Raw genomic sequence first — 21,782 nt, forward strand, 5'->3', positions numbered from 1 at the left:
TAAAGAAAACAATCACGGCTATTGCAAATAAAATAGTGGATGCTAAACTAAAATATAATTTTGTTTTCATTCCTATTATCCCTCACCCCTCTATTACTTTACAGTACATACTAACTCTTCATTTTTCATCTCTACTATGTACTCCTGTAAAACATATTCTTTCCCGCCATGGTTTTCATACCATTCATGTATTCTTCTAATATGCCTCTCGTCACTTCTAATTTTCGATTCTATTTCTTTATACTGTTCATAACTATTATATTCCCATATGGCAAATACTTCAGACGTACCATTCTTATTATCTTTCATCCAGCGTCCTATTAGCTTAGAACCATGCTTTAATTGATTAGGTAAGTTCGTGTTATTGAAATGATCATTAAATACTTCTATGAATTCATTTTTCACTACATAGTACTTCCTTCTGTAAAACATACTTCTTCACCTCTTTTATGAAAAGTATCAGTAAACCTTCCCATCACTACCGTATTATAATACTTTCCGTCCGATAGTCTTTTGTCATTTTTCAAAACGCCTTCTACTTCAAAACCTAATTTTTTATAAAGATGAATAGCTTTCTCGTTTGTCTCTAATACTTGTAAAGATATTTTATTTACTGCATTTTCGTCAGCCCATTTAATAGATTGTTGTAATAGGCTCTTACCCATTTTATATCCCCAAAACTCTTTTAAAATGCAAACGCCAAACTCCACTTTATGAGACAATCTCTTAAAATTTGATCCTTCACACCTTGAAAATCCAACGATTCGATTGTGCACTTCTGCAACTAAAAAGAGATTCTTCGTCTCTTCACTATCTGTTTTTATTATTTTTTGAAATCCTAGATTATCTATAAATCCCTCTCCAGCATCTCTATCCATATTTTCAGTTTCTCCATCAATCTGAACTCTAATTTTCGATAACTGGTCAGCATCTTTCTCAGCTGCAGAACGAATTGTATAAGTTAATCCATTTATATGAAACTCTTGCTCTTTTACAATCATGTCAAACTCCTTTCAAATGAATATAATGGCGCTATTACAACTTGTTTACCTTGTTTCTCAAAGTCCTGAACAGTTTCTTTACTAGCCTCTTCGTCAGTTATAATAATGTCAATTTTTTTTAGAGACTCTCCTCTTATAAAACAATCTATTCCAAGTTTATTATGCGGAACTAAACAAATATTTCTTCTAGCAATTTCACTTACTCTTTTACTAAAATAAGCAACTTCAGGTGTTGCAGTACTAATACCTTGTAATGAAATGCCTCCACCTGTAGAGAAATAAAGATCAATAGAAAATCTACTTATCAATTCAGAGGCAAATGTATCAGTAATATTTCCTGAAGGCTTTACTTTTCCACCAATTAAATATGTATCGATGTTCTTATATTCTCTTAGATGACCAGCTATTTCTATAGAATTCGTAATAACCGTAAATGATACTTCCGGTAAATATTTCAGCATCGCATTATGAATGGAAGCCCCGCCAATAAAAATAGAATCATCTTCTTGTATATAAGATGCCGCAACTTTTGCAATTGTGTTCTCATATATTGAGCTATCACTATAACGTTTAGCTGGTTCCGCAGCTAAGTTCCTCACTCGCGTAAGTTCAATTGCACCTCCGTGCGTTCTTTTTAATAAACCCTCCTTTTCCATAATAGACAAATCTCTTCTTATAGAATCAATAGACATTTCAAATCTTTCCGCAAGTTCCTTTGCGATTACTCTTCCATCTGTATTAAGTAGTTCTAAGATTCTCTCTCGACGTTCTTCAGTAAACATGTTATCACCACCGTTATTGAAGATTCAGAAACTTAAACTTTATTTTAATTATATGTATGCCTCTTCTGTTTTACAATATTTTCAGTTCTTATTTATTCCGTTTTATACAGTCTTCTCCCGCTTTCTATCCCATTAATTTGCCAACCAAATAAATGTATATCTGTATATTACGCAAAAATACTTTCATTTACCTTCCTGTTGATGTAAAATTATTCCTATGTTTTACTTTTTAATACAGAAAGGGATTACTATGAAATCATTAATCAAAACGACATGTACAGCATTATTATTTACTGGAATATTAACAGGATGTAATAGTAATACTACATCAAAACAAGAAAAGAGCGCTCTCGAAAAGAATGCAATGCACTATGGAGAAATAGTTAAAAATGAATACTATAGAGCGACAGTTGAGAATGCAAAGTTTGAAAAAATAGACAAAGAGCGGCGCCTTACTACTCGTGTTATGATTAATAATGTTCGAGACGATGGACAAACTATTGATCTTTCGGAAATAAAATATTTCATACAAGATGAAAAAACTGGTGAGAAATATGAAGGTGAAGCTCATCCGATAGATGACGAGCACTATAAAAATGTTCCACACGAATTCTCTTTAACTACTGACATTGTGTTTGAACTGAAAACTTCACCAAAAGATTTAAATAATATGTATTTATACATAGATAGCAAAGCTGCGCCGTTAACAAATACATATTGGAAGCTTGATAATTTAGTATCTAAATAGAAAGACCAGTCTTATACGACTGGTCTTTTTACATTTATACATTTAACACTTTCATTAACACTTATATTAATTTTCTAATAACAACTTGAATAACATCAGCTAAACCAGTGTGCCCTTTCCCTTCAACTCGCTCTTGTTCTCCATTAAAGAAATGAATTACCTTATGTTCTTCACACCAAGTAAGGATATCAATTGGATCATACAGCATATCAACATCTTTTGGTCCACCAGTACTATAGTTTATTTGTTTTTTTGAGTAAACTTCAAACATAATTAATCCACCAGGTTTTATCGTTTGTATCATTTTATCTAATATCATTTTTTTATAATCATCATGAAAATGTCCAAATACCATAATTGCCGCATCATATTCATTTTCTGGCAAACTATCAGCTAATAAATCTACTTTTTTTGTATGCACGTTTACGTTATGCTTCTCTGCCAATTTTTTTGTCTTTTCTAATCCATCTTCCGAATAATCAATAGCTGTTACTTCGTTCCCTTGTCTTGCTAGAAATACAGCATTTCTACCTTCTCCCTCCGCAAATGCTATTACTTTATTGTGATTTGCTAAACGAAATGCTTGTTCTTTAATAAATGTATTAGGTTCTTCCCCGTAAAAATATTCATCTGATTTATATCGATCATTCCAAAAATTATTCATCATCTTCTCTCCTTCTTCATATCATTTTCTAACTACAATTAAAGATATTAAAGAGCCTTTTTATCCTTAATTAATTTAAAAATAAAAGCAGATTAAAAATCCACTTTTATTTTTTTCGCAAGATCTACGATTTTTTGATTTCTTAACTCTTCTTCCATTTTCTCTTCTGCTGCGAGCATTGCCTCATTAATTAAACATCCAGGTTTGTCATGTAAACAACAGTCAAACAATGATGTTTTGCCTTCAATTGCATGTATAATATCTAAAAATGAAATATCTTCCCAATTCTTACTAAGCGAGTAACCGCCCTTTGGACCAGATGATGAGTGTATCATCCCTTCCTTCGTCAACTTAGTTAGTATTTTAGACAAGTACGTTGGTGAAACATTTTGCATTTCTGCTAATTGGTGAACACTAACTAACTTATTTGGTGTGGCCTTTGCCAGAAAAAGCATTGTATGAAGAGCATAATTTGTAGCTTTAGAATATTTCATAGTACAGCTCCTATTGTAGACTTCATGTATCTACAATAACTTTATTTTTTTATTATGTCAAACGTTTGTAATACTCCATACAACATTATTTCTTCACAAGTAATACATCTGCTGCGCAAATCGTCACTTCTCTAAATGGAGAGTCAAATAAAACACCTAGTTCAAAACCATCTTCAGTAAGAGCTATTTCATGATATAGCCACCAAGAACTGTCAAAGTTTTCCTGCACAGAACACTTTGTTACTCCTATAAAGGTTACTTCAAGTTTATCAAATTCACTAAAAGTACCACTGCAATCTAATACGATAGACAAAGTATCTTCTGAATCTCTCTTTATTACTTTAATTACACTATCGTGTAGTGATGTCTTGTGTAACTGAGCGACATTTGACGGAAGTTTTTTCTCAATGGAATTAAAATATTCTACGTATGATTGATCTAATTGTGCCATTCTTTTCTCATAATCTGTTGTCCACTCTTGCATAAGTTTTTTCAGTTCACCTGATGGGTATTCTGAATTAATTGTTATGTTTTGTATAATTGAGTATATCGATTCAGGAAGGAATTTTAATAAATCTATTTTCCTTTCCTCTATTTCTTCCTTTAAACTTTGTATATCCATTTCCGACCATTCTTTTATAGACTCTATAAAACTTACAAATTCTAAAACTTGCATTTTTTTATACCATTCTCTTGTAAAATATTTCAATGACACCTCTCCTAAAATATCTTTACATCCAGTAAAAGCAATACATCCACTTATTATATCATTCCAATAACCATTTTTTCTAAAGAAATAATGTAAAAATGTAAATATTCCGCCTATTATTTCTAAAACTTCAGAATATTTACAAAAGTATAAAATTAGAATACATTTTAGCTGTACAAGATTCACCTGTACAAAAATTCAAACAAAAAGGGATGGTTATATGTTGAAGAAATTAGTAGCAGGGACATTAGTAGCTGGTTTTGCATTAACTGGAGGACTAGGTGCAGTAAGTGCTGAGGAAAAAAGTAACACAATTAAGTCATTTGATTATTTAAAAGTGGATGAACAAAATGTTAATTCATTTGCAAAATTAAGTGATCAGGATAAGAAAGATATCCAAATTACTATGGTATTACCAGAGCAAAATGAAAATGGAGATTGGCTAGCTTATGGTTTTACTAGCCGTGAAACATTGGATGCGTATATTGCAAAGGATAAAAAAGCAATTAAAAATAATATTAATCCTTTAGGTAGCGGTGCTGGTAGTACTGATTTTTACGAACATAAAGATAAAGGTGGTCAATATATTTACTGGAGCAGCGGCTTTAAAAACTTACCATCTAGCTGGAATGACAGAATTTCTTCTGTAAGTACAGCGTCACCTTCTGCAAGTTATTCAACGACACTTTGGGAGCACACTTCAACACAAGGATATGGAAAAGGTGTTATATTTAAACACGCTGATTGGTATGGTAAAACTGCTAATTTAGCTCCTGATTGGAACGATATTACTTCAGCGATTGAAATTAAAAAATAATAAGATATTCTATTAATAAAAAATCAAACCACTATTCTCTTATTTGTTTAGAGAATAGTGGTTTATTATATTTCCATTTAAGCATGTACAGCATGTCCTACCGCTTGCATTAACGCTTCATGAATTGCTTCTGATAAAGTAGGGTGTGCTGCAATATAATCTCTCATTATATCAGCGGTAACTTCTGTATGAATCATTATGGTTCCTTGACCAATAAGTTCAGTTGCATGAGGACCGATAATAGAAATCCCTACAATTTCTTGGTATTTAGGTTCTACAATGACTTTTACTTTACCTACTTGTTCTCCTAAAATAAGAGCTTTTCCGTTCGCTGTAAAAGGAAATTCTCCGATGAGAATATCACCATATTGTTCTCTTGCACCTTTTTCACTTAACCCGACACTAGCTATTTCTGGAGCTGTGTATATACAACGGGGCACAGCGTGATAATTTACTTTCACGTCTTCTCCGCTTGCGTGTAATGCTGCTGTCGTTCCTTCATGGAAGGCAACGTGAGCAAGCTGAATTCCACCGATCACATCACCAGCTGCGTAAATATGCGATACGTTCGTTTGCATATGTTCATTCACAGCAATCCCTTTATTTGAAAACTGAACCCCTGCCTTTTCTAATCCTAATTGTTGCACTCGTGGTTTTCTTCCTACAGAAACAAGAACAAATTCTGGAGTTACTTCGTGAGTAATTCCCTCGTATTCAAATGAAGCTTGCTTCTTATAGTTATTTAAACCTTTTAAAACTGCTCCCGTAAAAATTTTCACCCCATCTTTTTCTAATTTCTCTCTTAAAGTATTCGCGATATCTTCATCTTCACCAGGTATTAATTGCGGTGCCATTTCAACTATCGATACTTTTGTGCCAAGTCTACTATAAATGCTTGCAAACTCGCATCCTATTACACCACCACCAACGATTAACAATGAAGATGGTACACTCTCAAGAGACATGGCATGGCTACTATTTAAAATCCATTTTCCATCAAACGGAGCGAATAGTAATTCTGTAGGTTCGGAACCAGCTGCGATAATAAAGCTCTCTCCATCAACTACTTCTTCTTTATTTCCTTGTACAACTCGCATACGATGATCCGTTTCGAATTTCGCTGTTCCTTTTACAACTTTAATTTTATTTTTCTTCATTAAATATTGTATTCCTTGGACGAGTTGCATTACGATTTGTGATTTCCTCGCCTGTATTTGATCCCAATCAATTGATATACTTCCTGTATTAAGCGTAACCCCATAATCATTCGCTTTTCTCACAATGTCATGTACTTCAGCACTTTCTAACAGTGATTTCGTCGGCATACACCCAACATTTAAACATGTTCCGCCAAGGTCAGCTTCATCAATAAGAGTGACATCTTTGCCATTTTGAGCCGCGGTAATTGCTGCTACATAGCCAGCAGGTCCGCCCCCAATAACAACTAATTTACTCATTCTCTCACCTTCTCTTTATAAAAGAATTGTTATAGGTTCTTCTAAATAATATTTAATTGTGCGTAAAAATGCAGCTGCTGGTGCACCGTCTAATACACGATGATCGAATGTTAAACTTAAAGGTAACATACTTCCTTTTCTTAATTTTTTCCCTTTAAATACAGGAACATGTTCAATTGCACCTACACCTAAAATACCAGTTTCAGGTGTATTTAATACCGGTGTGAAATATTCAATACCAAAGCTACCTAAATTACTAATTGTAAATGTCGTTCCGTGCATATCATCACTACTTAAGCTACCTGCTCGTGCCTTTTGTGCCACATTCTTAATCTCTTTAGACAACTCTACTAAAGATAAATTATTTGCAAAGCGAATAGCTGGAACGACTAACCCTTTTTCTAATGCGACTGCCATGCCTAAATGCACATGTTCAAATTGATGAATTGCATCATCTATATAAGCGCTGTTCATTTCTTTATGCTCTCCAAGTGCTAATACAACAGCATGCGAGACGAAATCCGTAATAGTTAATTTATTATCATATCTTTTTTGTACAACTTCCGCTATTTCTTTATGTAAAGCAACTAAATCTGTTACATCTACTTTCATCGTTAACGTTAATTGTGCGCTATTTTGTAAGCTTGCGTGCATACGATTTGCGATTGCTTTACGCATACCAGTAACAGGAATCGCTTTACTTTCTTCTCGTTCAGATATTTCCGGAACGTTTACTCTTACCTCAAGTGCTTTTAATACATCTGCCTTTGTAATCCTTCCGCCAGGACCTGTACCAACTAATACCTTGATATTCAGATTTTCAGACTTTGCAATTTTCTTGGCTACAGGTGAAATTTTAATTCTTTGCTTCGATACTTCTTTCCCATTTGCTTCTTGATTTTGTACATTTTGTACTTCTATATTAGATGTTTTTTCTTCTACAACATGTGTGCTTTCCTGCATTTCTACCTTTTCATTCGGTTTACCGATGTAGCAAATTACAGTACCGGGCGGCACTCCTTCATCTTCACTTACAGCTATATCAAGTACCGTACCATCAGCTGGCGCTTCAATTTCCGTTTCAATTTTTTCTGAATTAATACTAGCAATTAGTTCTCCTTTTGCTACATTATCGCCTGCTTTAATATTCCAGCTCGTAATAATACCTTCTTTCATCGCCATACCTAACTTCGGCATTACAACTTCTACAGCCATGTCTCTCTCTCCCTTCTCATCGTTTTATTACACATGTAATAAAGATTGGTCTCCGATCATTTCTGATACAGTTTCAATTACTTTTTCTGGTGTTGGCAAATACAACTTTTCAAGTGGTGGTGAGAACGGAACAGGTGTATGTGGTGCTGTAATTCGTTTAATAGGTGCATCTAACAAATCAAAACCTTTATCCGCTACAATTGCCGCAATATCTGTTGCAATACTACATCTAGGATTCGCTTCGTCAATGACGATAAGACGATTTGTTTTTTCAACAGATGATAAAATAGTATCTTCATCAAGTGGTGATAAAGATCGTGGATCAATTACTTCTACTTCAAGCCCCTTTTTCGATAATTGCTTTGCAGCTGCAAGCGCTGTATGAACTTGCTTTCCGATTGCGACAATTGTTACATCAGAACCTTCCCGTTTAATATCTGCTTTTCCTAATGGAATTGTATAGTATCCTTCTGGCACTTCACCTTTCATATTGTAAAGTGTTTTATCCTCAAAGAAGATTACTGGATCATCATCTTCAATTGCCGCTAATAATAAGCCTTTTGCATCATACGGTGTGGAAGGAACAACAACTTTAATACCTGGTATGCTCGTAAATAATGCGTACAAACTTTGTGAATGTTGAGCTGCTGCACTAAAACCAGCGCCATGCATCGTACGTACTGTAACGGGTACTTTTGCTTTACCTCCAAACATATAACGGAATTTCGCACCTTGGTTTAATACTTGGTCAAGACAACTACCGATAAAATCATTAAACATTAACTCAGCTATCGGACGTAACCCAGTTGCAGCAGCTGCCATCGCAGCTCCCATATAACCCGCTTCAGAAATTGGTGTATCCAATATACGATTTCGGCCAAACTCTTGTACAAGTCCTTTCGTAACACCAAGAACACCACCCCAAGCTTCATCATCTTGCAGGTGATCAACTTGTGCACCGCCTGCAACATCTTCACCTATTAAAATTACATTTTCATCACGACGCATTGAGATTTTCATCGCTTCATTAATTGCAGTTGACATACTTACTGTTCTAGTCATAATTTTTCACCCTCCTCTTATTTGTAAGAAACGTATACATCTTTTAATAATTCTTCATCGTCTGGGTATGGACTATTTTCACTAAATTCAATGGATCTTTGTACTGCATCATCTACTGCTTTTTCCATATCAACAAGTTCAGATTCTGTTAATAAACCTTCATGAATTAAATGCTTACGGAAATTCACAATTGCATCTTTTTCGTTTAAATGTTCTTCTTTTTCTTCTGATGTTTTATATGTTTGCGCTTCACCTTCGAAATGACCATAATTACGATATGTCATACATTCAATAATTGTTGGACCATCACCATTACGCGCACGTTCAACTGCTTCTGCAGCAGCTTTATATACAGCTAGAAGATCTTTTCCATCTACTTGAACACCTGGAATATTATAAGCTTTTGCGCGATCAGCGATAGAATCACAACTTGAAGCATATTCAAATGTAGTTGCTTCACCGTAACCGTTATTTTCTGCAATAAAAATAACTGGTAACTTCCAAATCGCCGCTAAATTAACCCCTTCATGGAATGTTCCTTCATTATTTGCTCCGTCACCGAAGAAGCAAACACTTACATCTTTTGTTCCTTTATATTTAGCTGTTAATGCTGAACCGCAAGCAAGTGGGAAACCCCCGCCTACAATGCCATTCGCACCAAGCATTCCTTTATCCAAATCGGCAATATGCATGGAACCGCCTTTACCTTTACATAATCCTGTCGCTTTCCCGAAAAGTTCAGCCATCATACCATTTAAATCACAACCTTTTGCGATACAATGTCCATGACCTCTATGTGTACTTGTAATACTGTCACTATCCGTTAAGTGGGCACATACACCAACTGCTACCGCTTCTTCACCTGCGTATAAATGAACGAAACCTGGCAAAACGCCTTGCGCGAACAATTCATGCACCTTATCTTCAAACTTACGAATTTCTAACATTTTTTCGTACATCCAATGAGCTTGTTCTTTCGTAATTTCATTCCCTTTACTTTCAGTTGTTTTTAACATATCCAGCCCTCCTATTTTCTTGTTCGTCTTTTATATTGCAAGTATTGTGCCAATTTCGAATCCTTGTTTTAATAGGTTTTCTCTATCTTTTAACAATAAAAAAGTGGACAAAATGAGACGTTTGTCTCGTTTTGTCCACCTTTGTTCCCTTAATAAGAGAATTGTTACTTTATTCATTATCAAAGCTCTTCTGTAATTTTCGGATGTAAATAATTTGACCAATATGATATGCATTATGAGTTGTTACATTCGCTAGCACTTCCCACCACTTTGCAGAAACAGGAAATCCCACTACATCACTTTCAACCTTTTCTTCATTTATGAGATTTTGCCATTGTAACAGTTTTTCTAGTAGTTTTTCCCGTAATTCATCGAAAGTTTGATTATCTGAGAGCATAAAACTTTTGTTATTATCTCCTATAGCGGGTACTGCATTCACATTTGATTCTTTATACCTAGTTTGCCACGTAGAGTTCCAATACAGTAAATGTTGTACGATTTCAGCTATACTATTACTCTCTTCATTCGGTTTCCAGAAAGCTTCCCTCTCAGATAAATCCTTAACTGCATCTGAAAATGGCATATACCAACTGGGATCATTTGCATTCGCTAATAGCTGATCTGCTAATACATCTTTTACATGGACCATTTTTCTTCCCTCATTTCATTATCATATTAATATACACTACTCTATATACGCTGATTCCCTATGATCCCCTTTTTTTACATACAAATTGATTTCATACTAAATGTAAGAATAATAGATTTTCTTATCATAACTCGTTATGATAAAAGAAAAAGAAAGCTGGCGGAAAATGAATAAAAAAATCGCAATAATTACAGGAGCCTCAAGTGGATTTGGACTATTAACTACACTCGAACTCGCAAAAAAAGATTATTTAGTTATCGCTACAATGCGAAACCTAGAAAAACAAGGAACCTTACTATCCCAAGTTACTCAACTTAACTTACAGCACAATATAAAAGTTCAACAATTAGATGTAACAGATCAAAATTCTATACATAATTTCCAATTGTTTTTAAAAGAAATTAATAGAATAGATCTCCTTATAAATAACGCAGGATATGCAAATGGGGGCTTTGTAGAAGAAATCCCAGTAGACGAATATCGAAAGCAATTTGAAACGAACCTTTTTGGAGCTATATCAATTACCCAGCTTGTTTTACCATATATGAGAAAACAAAGAAGTGGAAAAATCATTAATATAAGCAGCACTAGCGGCCAAGTTGGATTCCCTGGTTTATCTCCTTATGTATCTTCAAAATATGCATTAGAAGGCTGGAGTGAATCGCTTCGCTTAGAATTAAAACCTTTCGGAATAGATGTCGCTTTAATTGAACCTGGTTCTTACAATACAAATATATGGGAGGTTGGTAAACAACTAGCTGAAAACCAATCTGATACAACATCTCCTTACAAAGAATATATGGATAAAATACAAAAACATATTAATAGCGGTAGTGATACATTTGGTAATCCGATAGATGTTGCTAATAAAATCGTTGAAATTGCTGAAACAAAGCGTACTACTTTACGATATCCTATTGGAAAAGGTGTAAAATTTATGATCTTTACGAAGAAGATTCTTCCTTGGAGATTGTGGGAACACCTTGTTTTGAGAAGCTTTAAGAAGATGTAATAAACTTTTTGAAAACTATTTTGAAAGAGGTGCTAATTAAATGTTAGGTTTACCGTATGGGAAAGTGTTTTTAGTGCCGTGGACTGAAGAATGGGAAATTGAGTTTATGAAAGAGAAACAAATCATTGAGGAACAAATTGGCGAACATATTTTAGCGATACACCATATTGGTAGTACTTCTATTCCATATTTAAGTGCAAAGCCAATTATTGATATAGCAATTGAATTAGAAAATTATACGGACGGTATACATTTTATTAAAAAGTTAGAACTACTAAACTATAAATATAGAAAAGAAGTATTACCCGAAAGATACTATTTTAATAAAAGTGAACCAAGAACTCATAAAATTCGTATATATGAACAAAGGAATACATATTTAATAGAACAATTACAATTTCGTGATTACTTAAAAGACAATAAAACTGCACGCATGCAGTATGAACAGTTAAAAATTCAACTTTCACAAGCTAATCCTACTGATAAACATAAGTATGCAGAGGATAAAACTAATTTCATTACATCTATATTAACTAAAATAAATGCTTAAATAAACAAGAAACCATTTAGTAGTAAATGGTTTCTTGCTTATTAGTTATTTCATTATTTGTACTATCAAATTTTTATTATACAGCAGGTGGAAAGAAGTAAAATAGTATCGAAGTCATAAAAATAAACGTGAATACCCCAATTACCGAAAATATATATTCTTTCGATTCTTTATCATACTTCCATTCCATCAATGCTCTTAAGATTAACGTCCCACCTAAATAAGTAAAAATGACATAAGCGATATTAACACTTTCAAATTTAAAGATAAATATAAAGCTAGTTATTAAATAAATAAAAAGTAGTCCTATTTCCAATTTTTTATGTAAACTATTTACATGTTTCTTATATCCCCAAAAACCACCCTTGGGCATATTCAATTTTTTTCTTAAAAACTTATCGAGAAAGTAGACAGCTATACAAAAAACAATAGTTATAATCCCAAAAGTAGAAGCTCCCATTTTCACCCCTCCTATTATTTCATTTAATTACTTGAAATAAATTGGACTATATTACGGTTATCCCCTTCTAAATAACTTATGATGCCTTCAGGATATGTCGGCTTCTCCTGTAATTCCTCTAGACTTTTCCAAATTAATATAATATCCTCATGCTCTTTATGCCTTATTTCATTTGTAATGATTTTTTCAACAGTCCCCCAATGTATCAATGTACAATGATGACCATTTTCGTTGCCCCACTCAAAAATATGTTCATTTACAATTGCTAACTCTTGAACATCAACTTTCAAATCGTATTCTTCTATTAACTCTCGAATTATTGCTTCTTTTGACGTTTCACCAAATTCAATAGAGCCACCTGGAAAACGATAAAATGATTCATTCTCATCACATTGTACTAGTACTTTTGAATGTTCGTCGTTTACAATCATTACTTCAGCCCGTAAACGTGGTCTTATCATTTTCTCACCCTTTATTTGTATGACCATTCATCACCAATACGTATTATAGAATACATTCAAAATAAAACCTGTAATTATTAGTAACGGAACAATTCCAAACGAAATAATATATTCTTTTGCTTTCCTATCATATTTCCACTGCATATATCCTTGAAAAATGTACAACGTCATAAAAAAGAAAATTGGTATATAAGTCATGTATATTGGATTCAAAATTGAACCTATCATCATAAGTACTACATAAGAAATAATGATAATCCATTGCCCCCATTTATGTGATTGGCTGACATATTTACTATTCCATCCAGTTTGTCTCGGTATATTTAACTTCTTCCTCACAATTTTTTCTAAAAAGAATAAAATTATAATCCATAACAATAAGACAATTAGTTTCAAAAGAAACAGAAAGGCCTCCTCCTTTACCTTTTCTCCGGCTGATCACTCGGATACGTAGCACTCTCTTTATTTTCAACGTCCCAACTAATTATAGTCGCACTATCGCGTCCGAATTGATGATGAACGTGCTCTAATACATGATGAACACTTTCTTCAAGTTTTTTATTATTTCTATTCATATTATTATACAGATTTACTGGCGTTTCATATCGGCGTTCCCCGCATTCTAATACTCCATCTGTCACCATTACAATTCGGTTCTTTCCAGTACGTAATTCACGAATACCTGATGAATAACAAGGAACAGGTAAATCAAATGTGTTTACATTTCCAATCCATTCGTAAAAATGACGTTGATTTAATGCATATTGTCCTAACTTATGTAACTCTTCATGAAATACATACACTAAACAATCACCAATAGAAAGCCACCATATATAATTTTCTTTTCTTACACATAGTAAGCAAGCTGTTTCACCTTGTATTCTTTTGCACTTTTCCTTAAATGAAGATGACTGAAAAATTGTCAGTATATGATTTTCAATAGATTGAAACATTGTATTAATTGGTTCATTCAAAATTACTTTTATATTTTCATATTCTTTTTCGATTGTATTTACTACTAAATCAACACTTTCTGCACTATTATGTCCATCTAATATAGCTGCAAATTCCCATTCACCATTTGACCAAACTAATACACCATCTTCATTCTTTTTCGCTCCAGCACTTATATTCCCGCCATATTTACCAAGTACAATATCACCATATTGCTTAACTGAAATTTCTCCTAAACACATTTCTATATTTCCAACCCATGAATATTGTGTATTATTTGTTGTATGCATACTCATTTACCATATACTTACGTATTCTTTCGCATAGTTTTTTTATTTTCTCTTCATCACCATATGGTGCACCAGTCCATTTCGCTACTTCGGTTGGTGACCAAAATTCTTTTGGTGTATTTGGATAACGTGGAATAATGTGCATATGCATATGTGGTACACCATTTCCTGAAACAAAAGTGTAAATATGCTCTGCACCTTCGCTTTCTTTTAGCGCTTTACTTACTCTACTTGTTATAAGTCCGAACGCTTTCGCTTCTTCATCTGTTAGTTCAGCAAGGCCAGGTACATGTCTTTTTATATCTATCATTACATAACCTAGGTATGTTTCTTCACTATCCCAGTAGACATGTCCAACGTAAACGAGTTCATCTTCGTAAATAGCTCCACCTGGAACTATAATATTTCCTTTATGTTTTTCGCAAATGAAGCAGTTTTGTTCTACTTGATTGTTTGTTGACATATCCATCACCATCCTTTTCATATATAATATCACAAAAAAAGGAAAAATAAGTTTCGTATTCCGAATTTTCATTCTCTTTATACAGCAATTTTTGAAATGAATTTACACCTCATTATTTCTTCAAAAACGCAATCCCAATTATAATCCCAATCACAATTCCGATTACTAAATTATTTGTAAAGTGCCCTTGAAATACACCGATTACAACCCCTATACCGACACCTATTGCCAAAGCATCATTTCTTTTTTTATTTTTAGCCAAAATTGCATCTCCTCCCATCATTTCTCCCTAAACAACATGCATTCACTTAAATGTATTAATATACGCACTATCTCGCTTGAATCTTTTCAAAAAATGCACTTTAACTTCATATATAATATTTTCCATTTTCTGTACATACTCCTTTTATAATGAAAAAATTTCAAGTAACCATTAAATATATATAGGCATTTACTATAAGAAAGCTTCGTAATTTATTGAAGGAGGAACGATTCAAATGTATCCTCATTGGAATCCAAATATAAATCAACAGTATGTTTATTCCCCTCATCCCGCAAGGAATACATTGCATCATGATTCACAATATATGATGCAGCGTATTGCAAGTCTTGAAAATCAATTAACTAAATTAATCTCATTAATCGAAGAAAATAATCAATTAATTAAATCCATGGAACAACAGCAAAACCAAGTTTGTGCACCAGCTGGAGGTTCGGTTATCGTTCGTATGTAAACTGGATGCAATAAAAAACACACTTTGTAGTATAAAAGTGTGTTTTTTGGTCATTATTTTCTTTTCGTATGGAACCCTTGTGTAATTCGGTCTAATATAATTGCGATTACTACGATAGCTAATCCAGCTTCAAATCCCATTCCGATATTAACTTGTGTTACCGAGCGATATACATCAACTCCAAGTCCAGGAGCTCCTACAAGTGACGCTGTTACAACCATCGATAACGAAAGCATAATACTTTGGTTCACACCAGCCATAATCGTTCCGGTTGCAAGTGGTAATTGTACTTTAAATAGTTTTTGTGATGCAGTGGATCCAAATGCATTCGCTGCTTCAATTAAATCTTCTGGAACTTGTCTAATTCCTAAATCAGTAAAACGAATTGTCGGTGGCATTGCAAAGATTACTGATGCAATAATTCCAGGTACTACACCTACTCCGAAAAATGTGATCGCTGGAATAAGGTATACGAATGCAGGCATTGTTTGCATAAAATCTAATGTTGGTTTTAAAAATTTTGAGAAACGTTCATTTTGAGATGCTAATATACCAATTGGAATTCCAACAATAATTGAAATAATAACTGACGTAAGTACGAGTGCCAATGTTTGCATCGTTTGTGCCCAGTAGTTAATATTCAAAATAAATAATAATCCAATAAGCGTAAAAATGACTAAAGATGGTTTTCTCGTTGTGTACCAAATGAGGAAACATAAGATAATAATCATCAATATGGCAGGTATTATTGTTAAAAAATTAGTGAGTAAATCAACGAATCCACCAATAATATAAGAGAATCCTCGGAATAAGCCTTCAAAGTGCTCATATAAACTTGCAACAAATGAGTCGACCCATTCCCCTAATGGAATACGCGGTATACTATTCATCGTCTTTCACCTCTTCCTCAATGTTTCCTGCAAGAGCTTGAATGACACTTTCACGTTTAATAATTCCTCTTAGCCTTTTCTTCTCATCGATTACTGGTAACGGATATTTCATCTCCGCCATTTTTGCATACGTCTCTTCCAGTAAAGTATCTAAATACACATGCGGAATATCATTAAGTAATAAATCAGCAATCGGCCACTGTTTTTGTACTGCCTTACTCGCATCATCCGCAGTTAATATACCTAAAAACTCATACTTTTTGTTTACAACATATACAGTTGAAACACCAGCATTCCTCATAATTTGAAGGGCTACACGAGGTCCACGATCAATTAATAAAGTTTCTGGTCGTTTTAAAATAGACTCCGCCGTAATTACTTTTCCTAAATTCACGTCCGCAACAAACTTTTCTACAAATTCATTAGCGGGGCTCATCATAATTTCTTCTGGCGTTCCAATTTGAACGATTTCTCCATCTTTCATTAATGCGATACGATCTCCAATTCGAAGCGCTTCATCTAAATCATGCGTAATAAATATAATCGTTTTTTCCATTTTATCTTGCAACTCTAACAATTCATCTTGCATTTCTTTTCGAATAAGTGGATCTAATGCACTGAATGACTCGTCCATTAGTAATACATCTGGATTATTCGTTAGTGCCCTGGCGATTCCAACGCGCTGCTGCATACCGCCACTAAGTTGACTTGGATAATTATCTTTATGATGATCGAGTCCTACTAACTGTAGCGATTCTAACGCTTTTTTCTCTCGCTCTTCAACTGGAACTCCTTGTATTTCTAAACCATATGCAACATTTTGTATAACTGTACGATGCGGAAATAGAGCGAATTTCTGAAATACCATACTCATTTTCGTTCTTCTTACTCTCCGTAACTCTTCTTTTCCCATCGTTGCGATGTCTTCACCATCTATGTATATATGACCTGCAGTTGGTTTAATCAATTGATTTAACATACGAACTAGCGTAGATTTCCCGCTACCAGACAAACCCATAATAACGAAAATTTCTCCAGAGTATACTTCAAACGTTGCTTTTTTCACCCCAACGTTCATTCCTGTCTCTTTTAAAATTTCCGATTTACTTTTTCCTTCTTTTAATAAGGAAAGGGCTCTTTGCGGATGTTTCCCGAATACTTTTGTTACGTTTTCAACACGCACCTTTGTATTATCCATGTCACTACTCCTTTTCTACCCATCTATTCACATAGTGTTGCGATTTTACAAAGAAATATTACATAAAAATGACATTCATAAGATTTCTTTAAAATTCTCGTTTCCGTTCATAATAAGAATGCTTACTTATACATTTATTTTATAAGGCAAACGTTACTTAGGAGGTTTTCAATGCGAAAGAAAATTTGGTTTATATGCCTTGCATTATTTATTACTATGATTTTCACTTCATGTAATGCAACAAATGCAAATTCGAAAGGGAAAATTAAACTTGGTGTAACAAGTTGGAAAGAAAATATTGCAACTGCAAACATGTGGAAAGTTTTATTAGAAGAAAAAGGCTACAAAGTTGAGCTCATGTATTTAGAAAAAGCCGCAATTTGGACTGGTGTTGCTCGTGGCGATGTTGATGCGAATTTAGAAGTATGGCTACCAGTTACAGATAAACCGCTAAACGATCGTTATAAAGATGATATTGTCTTAAAATCAAAATGGTACGAAGGTACTGGACTAGGTTTAGTCGTCCCTTCTTATATGAAAAATATAAACAGTATCGAAGATTTAAATGCTCATAAAGATGAACTAGATAATAAAATTGTCGGTATCGAACCCGGTAGTAGTCTTATGAATTTAACGAATAAAGCAATGAAAGAATATGATATAAAACTAAAACTTGTCCAATCCTCTGAAGCTGCGATGATGAGTGAACTAAAGAAAGCATATACAAAAAAGAAACCAATCGCTGTTACGCTTTGGAATCCGCATTGGGGGTTTTCAGAATTTGACTTGAAATATTTAAAAGACCCTAAGAAAGTATATGGTGAAAAAGATGACATTTATTACTCCGTTCGTAAAGGTTTCGAAAAAGATCACCCAGATGTTATAAAATACTTTGATAAATGGAAAATGAACGATGAACAGCTCGGTACGTTAATGGTCATGTTAAATAAAACAAAAGATCCTGAAGAAGCTGCGCGAAAATGGATTAAAAAAAATCAAGCATTAGTTGATGAATGGGTAAAGGATTAATAAAAAGGCTAGAGAATTAATATATCCTCTAGCCTTTTTCATCTTATTTTTTCGTAACAACATCATCTACAATCCCATATTCCTTCGCTTCTTCTGCAGTCATAAAATAATCTCTTTCTGTATCATGTGCTACTCTTTCAATCGGTTGGCCTGTTTTTTCTGCAATCATTTTATTAATATCATGCTTTAACTTTAATATTCTTTTCGCAGTTATTTCAATTTCTGTTGCTTGCCCTTGTGCACCACCAAGCGGCTGATGAATCATAATTTCACTGTTAGGGAGCGCAAACCGTTTTCCTTTTGCTCCAGATAATAATAGCAATGCACCAAATGATGCCGCAAAGCCCATGCACAGCGTTTGCACATCTGGTTTAATTAAATTCATCGTATCTAATATTGCAAAACCTGCTGTCGTTGAACCGCCGGGGCTATTGATGTATAAGAATATATCTTTCTCTGCATCTTCTGCTTCTAAAAATAATAATTGAGCTACGACACTACTCGCTACTTGATCATTAATTTCTGAACCGATAATAATAATGCGGTCTTTTAATAACCTTGAATATATATCATAGGAACGTTCTCCTAATTTTGTTTGTTCTACTACATATGGAATTGCATTCATTTTAAATCCCTCCAATACTTGTTATGCTGCGCAAAGCATACAACTGTAGGAAGAAGGTTGTTTCACATTAAATAATAAGACTGGCTGTTTAGATGGTAACTTAGTAAAATCTATTGACGGAAGCAGTTTCGTTAATAATTCCGGTCTCTCTTCTCGAATAGACGTTACTACAACTTCCATATCATCTGTGAATTCGACTATCTCGACCCCTTCTTCACTTACAGTTTTCAGCCTATTTCTACTCCGGAATAAAGAAGCTTTCACTGCACCTTCTGATACAGAACACACTTTAGCAATATCAGCGATACTATATTGAAAAACATCTTTTAATAATAAAATTGCGGATTGCTGTACATTTAATGAAGACAATACTTTCCCTACCATTTCATGCAAATCTGCAATGTTCTCATGTGGTTCTTCAAAAGTGATTTGTTCTCTTATTTTTTCATGAACAGACTTAGACTTCATCTGATCTAACCAACGATTTCTTGCTATTTTATAGACGAGTGTCATACAAATATCTTTATTTCTATATTTTTGAAGCACTTTACACACTGTTTCTTGGGCGAGATCTTCCCCATCCCATTTGTTTTTCGTTAAAAAAGTACAGTATCTTTTTAACTCTCCATATTGTTCAATTAAAAAGTTTATATTTGAATGATTCATATCGATACGGTTCTTTAAAACATGAGTTACTTTTGTGCACAAAATAACCACTCCTTTTCAGCGCTTACTTAATAAACGATTCAACATTAAAAAAAGTTACGGGGATATAAAAAAATAATGTTTATGTTCAATAATTCGCGGTCATAAATATGTTATGTACAATTTTACATGAGGAGGAACAAATTTGCCAAAATTAACAATTGAAGGTGCGGGAACATTTGATGTAAAAGAAGGAACGAAGTTAGTATTAGCAATTGAAGATAGCGGTGTCAACATTCTTCATCGTTGCGGCGGGAATGCACGTTGCACAACTTGTAGAGTAGAAATACTAGCAGGTGATTTCTGTGAAGCGAGTGCGAATGAGAAACATGCAATGACGGAAAAAGGGATTGAAGATCATTTACGATTATCTTGTCAAATGCGTGTACATAAAGATATAGTCGTTCGTCCGGTACTTACAGTTGAAAATTCAGGTCTTGATGCTGGACCGCGTCCGGCGGAGTAAAGCGATGAATTTAAAACAGCTCGCTGGCGAATATGCCGCTAACTTTGTAAATGATGGCATGAAGATTGGGCTTGGTACAGGTTCTACTGTATATTGGACAATACAAAAATTAGGTGAGCGTGTAAAAGAAGGATTATCATTTCAAGCTGTACCGACATCAAAGGAAACTGAAGCATTAGCACATCAACTAAATATCCCCCTAATTTCGTTAAACGACGTACAAAGTCTTGATCTTACAATTGATGGAGCGGATGAAATTGATTCAAATTTACAACTTATAAAAGGCGGTGGCGGTGCATTACTTCGTGAAAAAATCGTTGCCTCTTCCTCTAAAGAACTAATTATCATTGCTGATGAATCGAAACTTGTAACACATTTAGGTACTTTTCCATTACCTATTGAAATCATCCCTTTTTCATGGAAACAAACCGAAAATAAAATTCAGTCTCTAGGATGTCAAACAACATTACGTTTGAAAAATAATGAAACCTATATAACCGATAACAATAACATGATTATCGATTGTATATTCCCTAATCGTATTTCTAATCCTGCCCATTTACACACTCAATTAAAAATGATTACTGGTGTAGTTGAAACAGGGTTGTTTATAAGTATGACGAGTAAAGTAATTATCGGCGCTAAAAATGGGATAAAGGAATTGTAATAAAAGCTAACTTTTTAAAGTTGGCTTTTTAGTATGTTCTTCTCTTAATAGCGCTTTATTATGATATACTATGAAAACACAAGCTGATTACACTAGAAAGGACTGAACATTTTGCAATCCAAACTTATAACAGAACTTGCTGATTTAGAAACTGCCTTTCATATTCGAAAAGAAGTATTTGTAAAAGAACAAGGTGTCCCTCTTGCAGATGAATTCGATACATTCGATGAAATCGGAGAGCAATGTAAACATATTTTAGTTTATTATAATGAGCTTCCTGTAGGTACAGGGCGTATACGATTTGTTGATGGCGTCGGAAAATTAGAACGTATTTGCATTTTAAAAGATTATCGTACATACGGATTAGGTAAAGTCATCATTCAAACGTTAGAAGAAATTGCTCGTAACGAACAAGCTACAAAAGTGAAACTACACGGGCAAACACAAGCTGAAGGATTTTATAAAAAATTAGGTTATGAAACTTCTTCTGATATATTTATGGAAGATGGCATTCCGCATATACTTATGACGAAAATGTTATCATAATAAAAAGGGTAGTGTATGAATCTTATGTATTCATACACTACCCTTTATTATTAATAGAAAAGTGAATTCTCAAGATTCTCTTTTGAAATCAAAGCCCATCATCTCTTAGTTCATATCT

General features: G+C 33.8%; 31 protein-coding genes. 9 read left to right on the forward strand and 22 right to left on the reverse strand.

Features of this window, described 5'->3' with window-relative positions:
* Positions 1-93: 93 nt before the first annotated feature.
* The 3 genes from MHH27_RS14095 to MHH27_RS14105 are packed head-to-tail and all read right to left on the reverse strand — an operon-like array spanning position 94 to position 1,783.
* Positions 94-432: an NIPSNAP family protein gene (locus MHH27_RS14095; protein WP_086421824.1), complete on the reverse strand. Its 339-nt coding sequence runs from the start codon at positions 430-432 to the stop codon at positions 94-96.
* Positions 405-1,001, reverse strand: coding sequence for a GNAT family N-acetyltransferase (locus MHH27_RS14100; RefSeq protein WP_000635672.1), 597 nt, complete (start codon positions 999-1,001; stop codon positions 405-407). Before MHH27_RS14100 ends, MHH27_RS14095 begins: the two co-directional genes overlap by 28 nt.
* The gene (locus MHH27_RS14105; RefSeq protein WP_340943002.1) at positions 998-1,783 is read right to left on the reverse strand and encodes a DeoR/GlpR family DNA-binding transcription regulator; all 786 of its coding nucleotides are present in this window, start codon (positions 1,781-1,783) and stop codon (positions 998-1,000) included. Before MHH27_RS14105 ends, MHH27_RS14100 begins: the two co-directional genes overlap by 4 nt.
* Before the next feature lie 250 nt (positions 1,784-2,033).
* Between MHH27_RS14105 and MHH27_RS14110 the strand changes: the two genes are divergently transcribed.
* The gene (locus tag MHH27_RS14110) at positions 2,034-2,531 is read left to right on the forward strand and encodes a hypothetical protein (RefSeq protein ID WP_000838465.1); all 498 of its coding nucleotides are present in this window, start codon (positions 2,034-2,036) and stop codon (positions 2,529-2,531) included.
* A gap of 61 nt (positions 2,532-2,592) precedes the next feature.
* On the opposite strand, the gene MHH27_RS14115 is transcribed toward MHH27_RS14110, so the two are convergent.
* The 3 genes from MHH27_RS14115 to MHH27_RS14125 all read right to left on the reverse strand — a co-directional run bounded on the left by MHH27_RS14115 (position 2,593) and on the right by MHH27_RS14125 (position 4,398).
* Positions 2,593-3,198 (reverse strand): class I SAM-dependent methyltransferase, encoded by a 606-nt coding sequence (locus MHH27_RS14115; protein ID WP_002094049.1) that lies wholly within the window; start codon positions 3,196-3,198, stop codon positions 2,593-2,595.
* A gap of 89 nt (positions 3,199-3,287) precedes the next feature.
* The gene (locus MHH27_RS14120) at positions 3,288-3,689 is read right to left on the reverse strand and encodes an Rrf2 family transcriptional regulator (RefSeq protein WP_000877649.1); all 402 of its coding nucleotides are present in this window, start codon (positions 3,687-3,689) and stop codon (positions 3,288-3,290) included.
* 85 nt (positions 3,690-3,774) lie between these two features.
* Positions 3,775-4,398, reverse strand: coding sequence for a DUF4085 domain-containing protein (locus tag MHH27_RS14125; RefSeq protein ID WP_141544067.1), 624 nt, complete (start codon positions 4,396-4,398; stop codon positions 3,775-3,777).
* A 220-nt stretch (positions 4,399-4,618) separates the two neighbouring features.
* Between MHH27_RS14125 and MHH27_RS14130 the strand changes: the two genes are divergently transcribed.
* Positions 4,619-5,215, forward strand: a complete 597-nt coding sequence (locus MHH27_RS14130) for a hypothetical protein (RefSeq protein ID WP_000914433.1) — start codon at positions 4,619-4,621, stop codon at positions 5,213-5,215.
* A 77-nt stretch (positions 5,216-5,292) separates the two neighbouring features.
* On the opposite strand, the gene lpdA is transcribed toward MHH27_RS14130, so the two are convergent.
* The 6 genes from lpdA to MHH27_RS14160 are packed head-to-tail and all read right to left on the reverse strand — an operon-like array spanning position 5,293 to position 10,614.
* Positions 5,293-6,672 carry a dihydrolipoyl dehydrogenase gene (lpdA, locus tag MHH27_RS14135; protein WP_000041188.1) on the reverse strand — a complete coding sequence of 460 codons (1,380 nt, stop codon included), beginning with the start codon at positions 6,670-6,672 and terminating at the stop codon, positions 5,293-5,295.
* Positions 6,673-6,687: 15 nt separating this feature from the next.
* Complete coding sequence (locus MHH27_RS14140; protein ID WP_340943007.1) at positions 6,688-7,887, reverse strand: dihydrolipoamide acetyltransferase family protein; 1,200 nt, start codon at positions 7,885-7,887, stop codon at positions 6,688-6,690.
* A gap of 27 nt (positions 7,888-7,914) precedes the next feature.
* Positions 7,915-8,949, reverse strand: coding sequence for an acetoin:2,6-dichlorophenolindophenol oxidoreductase subunit beta (gene acoB / locus MHH27_RS14145; RefSeq protein WP_000198898.1), 1,035 nt, complete (start codon positions 8,947-8,949; stop codon positions 7,915-7,917).
* Positions 8,950-8,966: 17 nt separating this feature from the next.
* Positions 8,967-9,965, reverse strand: a complete 999-nt coding sequence (gene acoA, locus MHH27_RS14150; RefSeq protein ID WP_000921262.1) for an acetoin:2,6-dichlorophenolindophenol oxidoreductase subunit alpha — start codon at positions 9,963-9,965, stop codon at positions 8,967-8,969.
* Positions 9,966-9,995: 30 nt separating this feature from the next.
* On the reverse strand, positions 9,996-10,142 hold the full coding sequence (locus tag MHH27_RS14155; protein ID WP_001045415.1) for a hypothetical protein: 147 nt from the start codon (positions 10,140-10,142) through the stop codon (positions 9,996-9,998).
* Positions 10,135-10,614 carry a DinB family protein gene (locus MHH27_RS14160; protein WP_000233794.1) on the reverse strand — a complete coding sequence of 160 codons (480 nt, stop codon included), beginning with the start codon at positions 10,612-10,614 and terminating at the stop codon, positions 10,135-10,137. The genes MHH27_RS14155 and MHH27_RS14160 overlap by 8 nt, the downstream gene beginning before the upstream one ends.
* A 166-nt stretch (positions 10,615-10,780) precedes the next feature.
* On the opposite strand from MHH27_RS14160, the gene MHH27_RS14165 reads away from it, so the two are divergent.
* Both MHH27_RS14165 and MHH27_RS14170 read left to right on the forward strand, forming a co-directional pair.
* Positions 10,781-11,626 (forward strand): oxidoreductase, encoded by an 846-nt coding sequence (locus MHH27_RS14165; RefSeq protein WP_340943011.1) that lies wholly within the window; start codon positions 10,781-10,783, stop codon positions 11,624-11,626.
* A gap of 40 nt (positions 11,627-11,666) precedes the next feature.
* Positions 11,667-12,176, forward strand: coding sequence for a GrpB family protein (locus MHH27_RS14170; RefSeq protein WP_340943014.1), 510 nt, complete (start codon positions 11,667-11,669; stop codon positions 12,174-12,176).
* Between the two features lie 76 nt (positions 12,177-12,252).
* Here the strand turns inward: MHH27_RS14170 and MHH27_RS14175 are convergent, their stop codons facing one another.
* The 6 genes from MHH27_RS14175 to MHH27_RS14200 all read right to left on the reverse strand — a co-directional run bounded on the left by MHH27_RS14175 (position 12,253) and on the right by MHH27_RS14200 (position 15,084).
* Entirely contained in the window at positions 12,253-12,636 is a 384-nt protein-coding gene (locus MHH27_RS14175) for a DUF4181 domain-containing protein (RefSeq protein WP_000501282.1), read from the reverse strand.
* 23 nt (positions 12,637-12,659) lie between these two features.
* Positions 12,660-13,097 carry an NUDIX domain-containing protein gene (locus MHH27_RS14180; protein ID WP_000620919.1) on the reverse strand — a complete coding sequence of 146 codons (438 nt, stop codon included), beginning with the start codon at positions 13,095-13,097 and terminating at the stop codon, positions 12,660-12,662.
* Positions 13,098-13,127: 30 nt separating this feature from the next.
* A complete protein-coding gene (locus MHH27_RS14185; protein ID WP_000767735.1) occupies positions 13,128-13,493 on the reverse strand; it encodes a DUF4181 domain-containing protein in 366 nt (121 codons plus the stop codon).
* A gap of 23 nt (positions 13,494-13,516) precedes the next feature.
* The gene (locus tag MHH27_RS14190) at positions 13,517-14,341 is read right to left on the reverse strand and encodes a PP2C family serine/threonine-protein phosphatase (protein WP_340944845.1); all 825 of its coding nucleotides are present in this window, start codon (positions 14,339-14,341) and stop codon (positions 13,517-13,519) included.
* Positions 14,325-14,825 carry an HIT family protein gene (locus tag MHH27_RS14195; RefSeq protein WP_025118383.1) on the reverse strand — a complete coding sequence of 167 codons (501 nt, stop codon included), beginning with the start codon at positions 14,823-14,825 and terminating at the stop codon, positions 14,325-14,327. Before MHH27_RS14195 ends, MHH27_RS14190 begins: the two co-directional genes overlap by 17 nt.
* Before the next feature lie 91 nt (positions 14,826-14,916).
* Entirely contained in the window at positions 14,917-15,084 is a 168-nt protein-coding gene (locus MHH27_RS14200; protein ID WP_000508401.1) for a hypothetical protein, read from the reverse strand.
* A gap of 217 nt (positions 15,085-15,301) precedes the next feature.
* Here MHH27_RS14200 and MHH27_RS14205 point away from each other — a divergent pair, with 217 nt between their 5' ends.
* Positions 15,302-15,538: a hypothetical protein gene (locus MHH27_RS14205; protein WP_141541686.1), complete on the forward strand. Its 237-nt coding sequence runs from the start codon at positions 15,302-15,304 to the stop codon at positions 15,536-15,538.
* 53 nt (positions 15,539-15,591) lie between these two features.
* Here MHH27_RS14205 and MHH27_RS14210 read toward each other — a convergent pair whose 3' ends face one another.
* Positions 15,592-16,428 (reverse strand): ABC transporter permease, encoded by an 837-nt coding sequence (locus tag MHH27_RS14210; RefSeq protein WP_016081306.1) that lies wholly within the window; start codon positions 16,426-16,428, stop codon positions 15,592-15,594.
* Positions 16,421-17,626, reverse strand: a complete 1,206-nt coding sequence (locus MHH27_RS14215) for a quaternary amine ABC transporter ATP-binding protein (protein ID WP_000370606.1) — start codon at positions 17,624-17,626, stop codon at positions 16,421-16,423. The genes MHH27_RS14210 and MHH27_RS14215 overlap by 8 nt, the downstream gene beginning before the upstream one ends.
* A gap of 171 nt (positions 17,627-17,797) precedes the next feature.
* Between MHH27_RS14215 and MHH27_RS14220 the strand changes: the two genes are divergently transcribed.
* Positions 17,798-18,655, forward strand: coding sequence for a glycine betaine ABC transporter substrate-binding protein (locus tag MHH27_RS14220; protein WP_001227615.1), 858 nt, complete (start codon positions 17,798-17,800; stop codon positions 18,653-18,655).
* Positions 18,656-18,698: 43 nt separating this feature from the next.
* Here the strand turns inward: MHH27_RS14220 and clpP are convergent, their stop codons facing one another.
* On the reverse strand, positions 18,699-19,280 hold the full coding sequence (gene clpP, locus MHH27_RS14225; protein ID WP_000991612.1) for an ATP-dependent Clp endopeptidase proteolytic subunit ClpP: 582 nt from the start codon (positions 19,278-19,280) through the stop codon (positions 18,699-18,701).
* 21 nt (positions 19,281-19,301) lie between these two features.
* Positions 19,302-19,988 (reverse strand): RNA polymerase subunit sigma-70, encoded by a 687-nt coding sequence (locus MHH27_RS14230; protein WP_000337521.1) that lies wholly within the window; start codon positions 19,986-19,988, stop codon positions 19,302-19,304.
* A 142-nt stretch (positions 19,989-20,130) separates the two neighbouring features.
* On the opposite strand from MHH27_RS14230, the gene MHH27_RS14235 reads away from it, so the two are divergent.
* The 3 genes from MHH27_RS14235 (at position 20,131) to MHH27_RS14245 (ending at position 21,664) form a co-directional block, all read left to right on the forward strand.
* Positions 20,131-20,451, forward strand: coding sequence for a 2Fe-2S iron-sulfur cluster-binding protein (locus tag MHH27_RS14235; protein WP_001125388.1), 321 nt, complete (start codon positions 20,131-20,133; stop codon positions 20,449-20,451).
* A gap of 4 nt (positions 20,452-20,455) precedes the next feature.
* Positions 20,456-21,118 (forward strand): ribose 5-phosphate isomerase A, encoded by a 663-nt coding sequence (gene rpiA, locus MHH27_RS14240; RefSeq protein ID WP_340943021.1) that lies wholly within the window; start codon positions 20,456-20,458, stop codon positions 21,116-21,118.
* Positions 21,119-21,229: 111 nt separating this feature from the next.
* Positions 21,230-21,664 carry a GNAT family N-acetyltransferase gene (locus MHH27_RS14245; RefSeq protein ID WP_001190868.1) on the forward strand — a complete coding sequence of 145 codons (435 nt, stop codon included), beginning with the start codon at positions 21,230-21,232 and terminating at the stop codon, positions 21,662-21,664.
* Positions 21,665-21,782: the final 118 nt, after the last annotated feature.

Origin of the sequence: Bacillus sp. FSL L8-0152 (genome assembly GCF_038006365.1) — a bacterium.
Taxonomy (GTDB): domain Bacteria; phylum Bacillota; class Bacilli; order Bacillales; family Bacillaceae_G; genus Bacillus_A; species Bacillus_A cereus.